This is a genomic window from Rahnella woolbedingensis (genome assembly GCF_003602095.1).
Lineage (GTDB): Bacteria > Pseudomonadota > Gammaproteobacteria > Enterobacterales > Enterobacteriaceae > Rahnella > Rahnella woolbedingensis.
In genome coordinates this window covers 210,680-219,394 of record NZ_RAHH01000007.1, presented here as the reverse complement: position 1 = coordinate 219,394, position 8,715 = coordinate 210,680, and the positions used below count along the sequence as shown (strand labels likewise).

At 50.3% G+C, this 8,715-nt stretch carries 7 protein-coding genes and 1 pseudogene; 3 read left to right on the top strand and 5 right to left on the bottom strand.

The annotated features are described in order from the left end of the window. Positions 1-297: 297 nt before the first annotated feature. Together D6C13_RS07960 and D6C13_RS07955 are read left to right on the top strand one after the other, a co-directional pair. Positions 298-981 carry a response regulator transcription factor gene (locus D6C13_RS07960; protein ID WP_120132238.1) on the top strand — a complete coding sequence of 228 codons (684 nt, stop codon included), beginning with the start codon at positions 298-300 and terminating at the stop codon, positions 979-981. Continuing rightward, positions 962-2,317, top strand: coding sequence for a HAMP domain-containing sensor histidine kinase (locus D6C13_RS07955; protein ID WP_120132237.1), 1,356 nt, complete (start codon positions 962-964; stop codon positions 2,315-2,317). The genes D6C13_RS07960 and D6C13_RS07955 overlap by 20 nt, the downstream gene beginning before the upstream one ends. Positions 2,318-2,510: 193 nt before the next feature. Here D6C13_RS07955 and crr read toward each other — a convergent pair whose 3' ends face one another. The 5 genes and pseudogenes from crr to cysZ all read right to left on the bottom strand — a co-directional run bounded on the left by crr (position 2,511) and on the right by cysZ (position 7,465). Next, positions 2,511-3,020: a PTS glucose transporter subunit IIA gene (gene crr, locus D6C13_RS07950; protein ID WP_095922976.1), complete on the bottom strand. Its 510-nt coding sequence runs from the start codon at positions 3,018-3,020 to the stop codon at positions 2,511-2,513. Further along, a pseudogene (ptsI, locus tag D6C13_RS07945) lies at positions 2,999-4,796 on the bottom strand (phosphoenolpyruvate-protein phosphotransferase PtsI). The gene crr and the pseudogene ptsI overlap by 22 nt, the downstream one beginning before the upstream one ends. 50 nt (positions 4,797-4,846) lie before the next feature. Next, a complete protein-coding gene (ptsH, locus tag D6C13_RS07940) occupies positions 4,847-5,104 on the bottom strand; it encodes a phosphocarrier protein Hpr (RefSeq protein ID WP_013574433.1) in 258 nt (85 codons plus the stop codon). 400 nt (positions 5,105-5,504) lie between these two features. Beyond that, the gene (gene cysK / locus D6C13_RS07935; RefSeq protein WP_120132235.1) at positions 5,505-6,470 is read right to left on the bottom strand and encodes a cysteine synthase A; all 966 of its coding nucleotides are present in this window, start codon (positions 6,468-6,470) and stop codon (positions 5,505-5,507) included. A 209-nt stretch (positions 6,471-6,679) separates the two neighbouring features. Beyond that, positions 6,680-7,465, bottom strand: coding sequence for a sulfate transporter CysZ (gene cysZ / locus D6C13_RS07930; RefSeq protein ID WP_120132234.1), 786 nt, complete (start codon positions 7,463-7,465; stop codon positions 6,680-6,682). Positions 7,466-7,688: 223 nt separating this feature from the next. Between cysZ and zipA the strand changes: the two genes are divergently transcribed. Next, positions 7,689-8,687: a cell division protein ZipA gene (zipA, locus tag D6C13_RS07925; RefSeq protein WP_120132233.1), complete on the top strand. Its 999-nt coding sequence runs from the start codon at positions 7,689-7,691 to the stop codon at positions 8,685-8,687. The last annotated feature ends 28 nt before the right edge of the window (positions 8,688-8,715 follow it).

Below are 8,715 nucleotides of genomic sequence, written 5' to 3'. Positions count from 1 at the left end.
ATGCAAGGGAAGTGAGAGAAAAAAGGTCGAAATATCCTTTAAAAAACAATGCTGGTCACCTTAAGTGACCAGCATTAGGCCTTAGCGCCTGCCTTTTGCTTTCTGAACGACGCTAACAGATTGATTTTAATCTTCTATAATAGGAATAGTGTTTAACACGACAACTTTGTTCCTTACACTGCGCGTTCAGCGATATGAAATTCTGTCAGAGACTGTGTAAAAAAAGAGTAAAAGCGGCTGCGTAATGCAGGGTTAGTGGTAAAAATGACCAAAATTTTAGCCAGGCGGAAATAAAGAATGAAAATTTTATTAGTCGATGACGATCTCGAATTAGGGACCATGCTTAGCGAATATCTGATTGCAGAAGGTTTTGACGCCTCTCTGGTGCTGACCGGCAAAGCGGGCGTAGAAGGGGCGATGTCCGGCGAATATACCGCGATGATCCTCGACATTATGCTGCCGGATATGAGCGGAATTGATGTTCTGCGTCAGGTGCGTAAAAACAGCCGTCTGCCTATCATCATGCTGACCGCTAAGGGAGACAATATCGACCGCGTTATCGGCCTGGAAATGGGCGCCGATGATTACATGCCCAAACCTTGCTACCCGCGTGAACTGGTTGCGCGTCTGCGTGCGGTATTGCGTCGTGTGGAAGAGCAGCAGGAATCGCACTCCGATTCTTCATCCGTGAACTACGGCGACCTGACGCTCAATCCGGCCACGCGCAGCAGCGAATGGCGCGGGGTTCCTTTTGACCTGACGGCGTCTGAATTCAATCTGCTGGAACTGTTGCTGCGTTCCCCGGAGCGTGTGGTTTCAAAAGATGAGTTGTCGGAAAAAGGCCTGGGCCGTCCGCGTGAAGCTTATGACCGTAGTATTGATGTTCACATCAGTAATATCCGTCAGAAACTGGGGGCACTGGAAGGTGGCGATATTCTGACTATTGAAACGGTGCGCAGCATTGGCTATCGCATACGCTAAACGACTGCGCGGAAAACTGTTCTGGAAAATCCTGCTGGGATTCTGGTTCACATTTGTGGCGATCACTCAGGGACTCTGGGTGGTTTTTGCTTTTTATAATCCGCATGAACCACCGGAAAGCGGCATTGCACGGCGCTTTGTGAAACTGCAAATTACCTCAGCGGTTTCCACGCTGCACAGCGGCGGTATGACTGCGCTGAACGCGATGATGGCTGACTGGCCCGACGACGACAGGCAATTTTTCTCGGTCACTCCTTCGTTGCTGCCCGCAAAAGGCAATACGATTAAGGATCTGGAACCCGGTAAAATTCCCCATGAAGTCGTGCAGTTTGTTCAGGGGCCGGACGGGCAGGGCTACCGGCTGAAATATGATGTCGACGGGCTGATGCATGAATATCGTCCGAGACGTCACAGGGACTGGCTGAATATGCCTCCGCCGCTGTTATGGCTGGGGGGGCTGGGCGGATTGCTGTTCAGTGCGATGCTGGCATGGAACCTGACGCGTCCTATGCTGCAAATGCGTAAAGCCTTCGGGCGCGTGGCGCAGGGCGATTTATCGGTACGCCTGTTTACCAGCATGGGTAAGCGGCACGATGAATTGTCAGAAGTGGCACGTGATTTCGACTCAATGGCTGAACGTTTGCAGGTTCTGGTGAAGGCGCGCGAAGAGCTGCTGCATGACGTTTCGCACGAGCTGCGCTCTCCGCTGGCACGTTTGCAACTGGCAATCGGTCTGGCGCGGCAGAATCCTTCGAACGTGGAAACCTCTTTAAGCCGTATAGAGCATGAGGCCGGGCGTCTGGATAAGATGATCGGAGAGTTGCTGGCGCTGTCCCGAACGGAGAGCAGTGAAATCCCGGACGAAGAATATTTCGATTTGTACGGGCTGGTGGAAGCGGTGGTTAACGATGCGCGCTATGAGGCGCAGTTACCGGGCGTCGAAATCGCGCTCTATCCTGAATCATCCGATGATCTCGATTACACCGTGAAAGGCAACGCAGAGCTGATGCGACGCGCGGTTGATAACGTTGTCCGTAACGCGCTGCGTTTTTCCGCACGCGGGCAAACGATCACTGTTTCACTGGCACAGGTTGAAGAGTATTTGCAGATTGAAGTTGCCGATCAGGGGCCGGGAGTGGAGGAAGATAAGCTCTCGAGTATCTTCGACCCGTTCGTGCGTGTGAAATCGCCGCTGTCAGGCAAAGGTTATGGTCTGGGGCTCGCGATCACCCGTAAAGTGATGCTGGCGCATGAAGGTAAAGTGGATGCCCGTAATGCACAGCCGCATGGACTTATCATCAGCCTGCAAGTACCGCACTGGAAATCCGCATCATAATTTGAGCCTCAGTTGCGGTGGCTGCTCTGAGCTACCCTAATCACTTACTTTGTGTCAGCTCATCGGGATGGCTTCGTTTACCGCCTTCCTGCAATTTTCAATAATTTTGGGGATCTGGCATTACAGGCAATAAAAAACGGCGCTGAATAAGCGCCGTTTTTTTAACTTCTTGCTTTACTACTCGCTGAGCGAATTACTTCTTGATGCGGATGATTGGGGTTTCGCCCACAGTCACGCTACCAGTCAGTTTAATCAGCTCTTTGATCTCGTCCATGTTAGAGATGACAACCGGAGTCAGGGTAGACTTCGCTTTCTCTTCCAGCAGAGCCAGATCAAACTCGATAACCAAATCGCCTTTCTTAACACGTTGGCCTTCTTCAGCGATGCGTTTGAAGCCTTCGCCTTTCAGTTCAACGGTGTCGATACCGAAGTGCACGAACAACTCAATGCCGCTGTCGGATTCGATTGAGAAAGCATGGTTAGTTTCGAAGATTTTACCGATAGTGCCGTCAACCGGAGCAACCATTTTGTTGCCAGATGGTTTGATAGCAATACCGTCACCAACGATTTTCTCAGCGAAAACTACGTCTGGCACATCTTCAATGTTGACAATTTCACCAGAGATTGGCGCTACGATTTCAATAGTGCCAACGTCTTTTTTATCATCAGAAACCAATGATTTCAGTTTATCGAACAAACCCATGATCTTCTCCTAAGCATTAATTTGGGCAGCTTTACCAGCATCGCGCAATTAGCAGAGTGTTTTTTCTTCAATGAACTTGTTAACCAGGTTCATCAACTCTTGCGCCGTAGGTTGGGCCAGGGCCTGATCTGCCAGCGCTTTCACATCTTCGAAGTTTGTATTGCGAATAATTTTCTTGATGCGTGGGATAGAGATAGCACTCATGCTGAACTCATCTAACCCCATGCCCAATAGAAGAAGTGTAGCACGTTCGTCACCGGCTAGCTCGCCGCACATCCCTGTCCATTTACCGGCAGCATGAGATGCGTCAATAACTTGCTTAATTAAACCAAGCACTGACGGAGACATTGGGTTGTACAGATGAGAAATCAGTTCGTTACCGCGATCCACAGCCAAAGTATACTGGGTAAGATCATTTGTACCAATACTGAAGAAATCGACTTCTTTTGCCAGATGATGAGCAATCACAGCGGCAGCTGGAGTTTCAACCATCACGCCAACTTCGATAGTTTCATCGAATGCCTGGCCTTTTTCACGCAGCTGCACTTTCAGCAGTTCGAGTTCTGCTTTCAGTTCACGCACTTCTTCAACAGAAATGATCATCGGGAACATGATGCGCAGTTTGCCGAATGCAGAAGCACGCAGAATACCTTTCAGCTGGTCGTGAAGAATTTCTTTACGGTCCAGACAGATACGGATTGCACGCCAGCCCAGGAACGGGTTTTCTTCTTTTGGCAGGTTCATGTACGGCAGGTCTTTATCACCGCCGATGTCCATGGTACGTACGATAACTGCCTGTGAACCCATCGCTTCAGCAACGGCTTTATACGCCTGGAATTGCTCTTCTTCGGTAGGCAGGCTGTCACGGTCCATGAACAGGAATTCTGTACGATACAGGCCGACACCTTCAGCGCCATTGCGCTCTGCACCTGCGACGTCGCGCACGGTACCGATGTTGGCACAAACTTCAACCTGATGACCATCCAGCGTGATAGCCGGCAAATCTTTCAGTTTTGTCAGTTCGTCTTTTTCTGAGATGTACTGGTTCTGAACGGCTTTCAGCTCGTCAATAACGTCTGCTGTCGGGTTGACATAGATTTTATTGTTAACAGCATCAAGGATCAGATAGTCATCATTTTTGACTTGTTTGGTCACATCGCTGGTACCTACGATTGCAGGTAATTCCAGTGAACGCGCCATGATTGAGGTGTGAGAAGTACGTCCACCTAAATCAGTAATGAAACCGAGAACCTTGTTCAGGTTCAACTGAGCAGTTTCTGATGGCGTCAGATCGGTCGCGACCAGGATAACTTCGTCCTGGATGGAGCTCAGATCAACGATAGCCATGTCGAGAATGTTGCGCAGGAGACGTTTACCGATATCACGCACGTCAGCCGCGCGTTCTTTCAGGTATTCATCATCAAGCTCTTCCAGGGCTTTTGCCTGGCCTTCAATGACAGAGAAAGCAGCAGCGTCAGCGGAAGCATGCTCGTCTTTGATAAGGGCTATGATTTCCTGTTCAAGCTCTTCGTCTTCCAACAACATGATGTGGCCTTCGAAGATGGCTTCTTTCTCTTCACCGAAGGTCTCACCGGCTTTGGTCTTGATCACTTCCAGCTGAGCTGAGGCTTTCGCACGGCCAGCGAGGAAACGTTCAACTTCCTGATCAACGTGATCAGGAGAGATTTTTTTCCGGTTGATGACAATTTCATCTTCTTTCAACAGAAGTGCTTTGCCGAAAGCGATACCGGGAGATACTAAAATGCCTGAAATCATAACCCTACCTTTCTCTTGACTGGTTTAAACGATATAAGAGCGGCTGAGTGTTACTCGAGCTCTGCCATCAGTTTTACCAAGTGTTCAACGGCTTTCTGCTCGTCTTCACCTTCAGCTGAGAGGGTCACAACGGTACCTTGGGTCAGGCCCAGAGTTTGCAGTTTAAACAGGCTTTTAGCACTGGCGCTTTTGCCGTTTGAAGTCACAGTGATGTCAGAAGCGAAACCTTTGGCTTCTTTCACGAACTGTGCAGCAGGGCGAGTGTGCAGACCATTAGGAGCGGTGATAGTAACTTCTTGCTGGAACATTGTTGTTTCCCCAACTTATTAAAGTAATGTTGTGGAGCTAAAGTTTAGCTTATGCGCTTCACTTTAGCCTGTAGAGATTAGCGCCTGACTATGGTCAGGGGCAGGTTCAGATGCAACAGAAAAGAGAAAATAACGCACTCAGCGATAAAACTCTTTGCCCTAGATCTAGGCTTTCCTGTTATTTCTCCATTATGCCGTGATTTTCCCTCTTGTAACAAATCGGTAAATCGATTCAGCGGGCGGTTTCATGGAGGCTATTAATTTCGCGCATCGAAATAATTGTCCGGTTAAATACTAAACCTGGCAGGTAAAATCAATGACAGAGTGGTACAAACTTTGATGTGGCCCACAAAAAAGCACCCCGGAAGGTGCTTTTTTGTACTATTTTAGGGATGTGGCATTATTGTTGCAATTCTTTCTCAGTAAACAAATCTGCAAATAATGCGGTACTCAGATAGCGTTCGCCGGACGATGGCAGGATAACCACGATAGTTTTATCCGCAAACTCGGGTTCCTGAGATAATTTTACCGCAGCCTCAACTGCAGCACCGGAAGAAATCCCGGCCAGAATCCCTTCTTCTTCCATCAGACGGCGTGCCATCTGGATGGATTCATCGTTAGTGATCAGCGTGACCCGATCCAGCAGTTCCAGATCCAGGTTGCCCGGAATGAAACCTGCGCCGATGCCCTGAATTTTGTGCGGGCCCGGTTTGACTTCTTCGCCGTTCAGCGTCTGGGTAATGACCGGCGAATCCGTAGGCTCAACCGCTACCAGTTTCACGCTGCTTTTTTTGCTTTTCAGATAACGACCAGTACCGGTGATGGTACCGCCGGTGCCTACACCTGCAATCAGCACATCGACTGCGCCATCGGTATCTTCCCAGATTTCCGGACCGGTGGTTTGTTCATGGATAGCCGGGTTGGCCGGGTTGCTGAACTGCTGAAGGATAAGATAACGGGAAGGATCGCTGGCCTGAATTTCTTCGGCTTTCGCAATTGCGCCTTTCATGCCTTTCGCGCCTTCGGTCAGCACCAGATTGGCCCCGAGAGCTTTAAGCAGTTTACGACGCTCAACGCTCATGGTTTCCGGCATGGTCAGCGTCAGTTTATAACCGCGCGCGGCAGCGACGTAAGCGAGTGCAATACCGGTGTTGCCGCTGGTCGGTTCAACCAGTTCGATATCTTTGGTCAGGATGCCTTTCTTTTCCGCATCCCAGATCATGTTTGCACCGATGCGGCATTTCACGCTGAAGCTCGGGTTACGTGACTCGACCTTAGCCAGAATACGACCATTACCGATACGGTTCAGACGAACCAGTGGCGTATGGCCAATTGTTAATGAATTGTCTTCATAGATCTTGCTCATAACCCGTCCTTTAACTGTATGAAATATTCACGGTGTGAAGCTTTCAACACTATGAAATTAGTGGGAATCAGGAAAGCATACGCGAACCGCTTTCCCAGTGAAGTAAGGTTTTGGTATTTGGTATATCGATACGTTATTAAGAAATAAGTTTGAGGACGAAAAGTCAAGCATAGCAGGCAGCCGCCCGCAGGCGGCTGTGAGGAAAAATGTTATTTTCGGATAGAGTTCACGTCGGTATTATTTTTAACGTAAACATGGCGATAGCGGTCGCACCACATGGCGGTGGCGCCGCAAACCGCAACCGGCAGGATCACCAGATTCAGCACCGGGATCATCGTAAACAGGCTGACCAGCGCGCCAAACTGCATATTGTCGATTTTGTTGCTGCCAAGCGAGCGGCGCATATCCGCAAAACTCACCTTATGATTATCGAACGGATAGTCACAATACTGAATCACCACCATCCAGGCGCTGAAGAAAAACCACAGCACGGGCGCCGCCGTCTGGCCGATCACCGGAATAAAGTACAGTGCGAACAGCAGCAGGGCGCGCGGCAGGTAATAGGCCAGTTTCTGCCATTCGCGTTTCATGATGCGCGGCAGATCCTTCATGATGTCCCAGATGCCACTATCAGGCAGCGGTTTACCGGTCAGCCGGGCTTCGAGTTGTTCGGCGAGCAATCCGCTGAACGGTGCGGCAATCCAGTTGGCGATGGTGCTGAACAGATAGCTGAACACCAGCACCACGGAAAGTACGGCCACCGGCCAGAGCAGATAATCCAGCCAGCTGAGCCACGACGGCACCTTGCTCATCATGGCGGGGATCCATTCCCCCAGCTTGGTAAACAGCCACCAGAAGGCGCCGCCCATCAGTAATACGTTCACGGCCAGCGGTAAAATCACAAAACGTCGTATCCCTGGTAAGGAAATGAGCGTCCAGCCCTGTTTGAAATAATGCACGCCGTTTTCATGTCTGGCGCTTTGCGATGAAGTCATAAACGAAATTTTCTCTCTGAGTTGAATGACATGGGCTATCATATCGGTATGATTTTCCACTGGCTACCAGTGGATTGGCTGAAAAAACAGCAAAAAAAGGTGCAACTGCCCTATTTATTAGCAGAAAGTAGAGTCGAGACTTGCACTTATCTACGTGGGCAAATAGAGTTAATATCGTGAATGTTTGCCGTGGTGGCAATGAATTAGAACAACAGAGATAGCAATGATGCAGGATTTGCGTCTGATATTAATCGTTGTTGGCGCGATCGCCATAATAGCGTTGTTGTTACACGGTTTGTGGACCAGCCGTAAAGAACGCTCTTCGCTGTTTCGCGATCGTCCAGCTAAACGTGTGAAAAAAGAACGGGAACAATCTCCGCCTGACGATTTCGTCGATGGAGTGGGGGAAGTGCGCGTGCGTCCTGCTTATCCTCAGGATGAACCGACTTTTGGTCAGTACGATGAGCCAGAACAGAGTGCGCCGCCACGTCAGCCGCAGGGTCAACCTGCGCAGCCAGCGCCTGCACCTGCTGCTCGTCCTCAGCAACCGGCTCAGCCACAGCACCATGCTATACAGGATGATCCGTTGCTGAGTGGCTATTCAGCCGCTGAACCAGCGCCTGCACCGCGTCGCGAACCTGTGGCTGATTTTGCGCCTCAGGACTATACGCCTGAAGCCAAAGCGCACGCTCCGGTACCGCCGCAGGAAATTCATGCGGACGCGGCACCTGCTGCGAAAGCAGAACCTCAGGCTGCGCCTTTTGCTCCGGCAGAAGAGGCACCGGCTGAGAAAGCGAAACTGAAAGAAACGGTTCTGGTGCTGCACGTTGCCGCGCATCAGGGGGGCGTTATCGGTGGTGAAGTGCTGTTAAACAGCGTGCTTCAGTCTGGCTTCCAGTTTGGCGCTATGAATATTTTCCATCGTCATGTTAGCCCTGCGGGCAGCGGACCGGTGTTGTTCAGTCTGGCAAATATGGTCAAACCGGGTTCTTTTGACCCTGACAATATGTCCGACTTTTCCACGCCAGGGGTGACGTTGTTTATGATGGTGCCTTGCTTTGGTGACGCGCATCAGAACTTCAAACTGCTGTTACAGTCTGCCCAGCGTATTGCCGATGATGTCGGTGCGATGGTGCTTGACGATGAGCGTCGTATGATTACGCCGCAGAAACTCGAAACGTACAAAGCGCGGATCCGCGAGGTCCTCGAGGCGACCGCCTGATAACGGCGTTCGTGAAATACCCTTTCCC

Coding starts and splice junctions, on each gene's coding strand:
- D6C13_RS07960 (WP_120132238.1), top strand. CDS start 298: ATGAAAATTTTATTAGTCGATGACGATCTCGAATTAGGGACCATGCTT.
- crr (WP_095922976.1), bottom strand. CDS start 3,020: ATGGGTTTGTTCGATAAACTGAAATCATTGGTTTCTGATGATAAAAAA.
- ptsH (WP_013574433.1), bottom strand. CDS start 5,104: ATGTTCCAGCAAGAAGTTACTATCACCGCTCCTAATGGTCTGCACACT.
- cysK (WP_120132235.1), bottom strand. CDS start 6,470: ATGAGCAAGATCTATGAAGACAATTCATTAACAATTGGCCATACGCCA.
- cysZ (WP_120132234.1), bottom strand. CDS start 7,465: ATGACTTCATCGCAAAGCGCCAGACATGAAAACGGCGTGCATTATTTC.
- zipA (WP_120132233.1), top strand. CDS start 7,689: ATGATGCAGGATTTGCGTCTGATATTAATCGTTGTTGGCGCGATCGCC.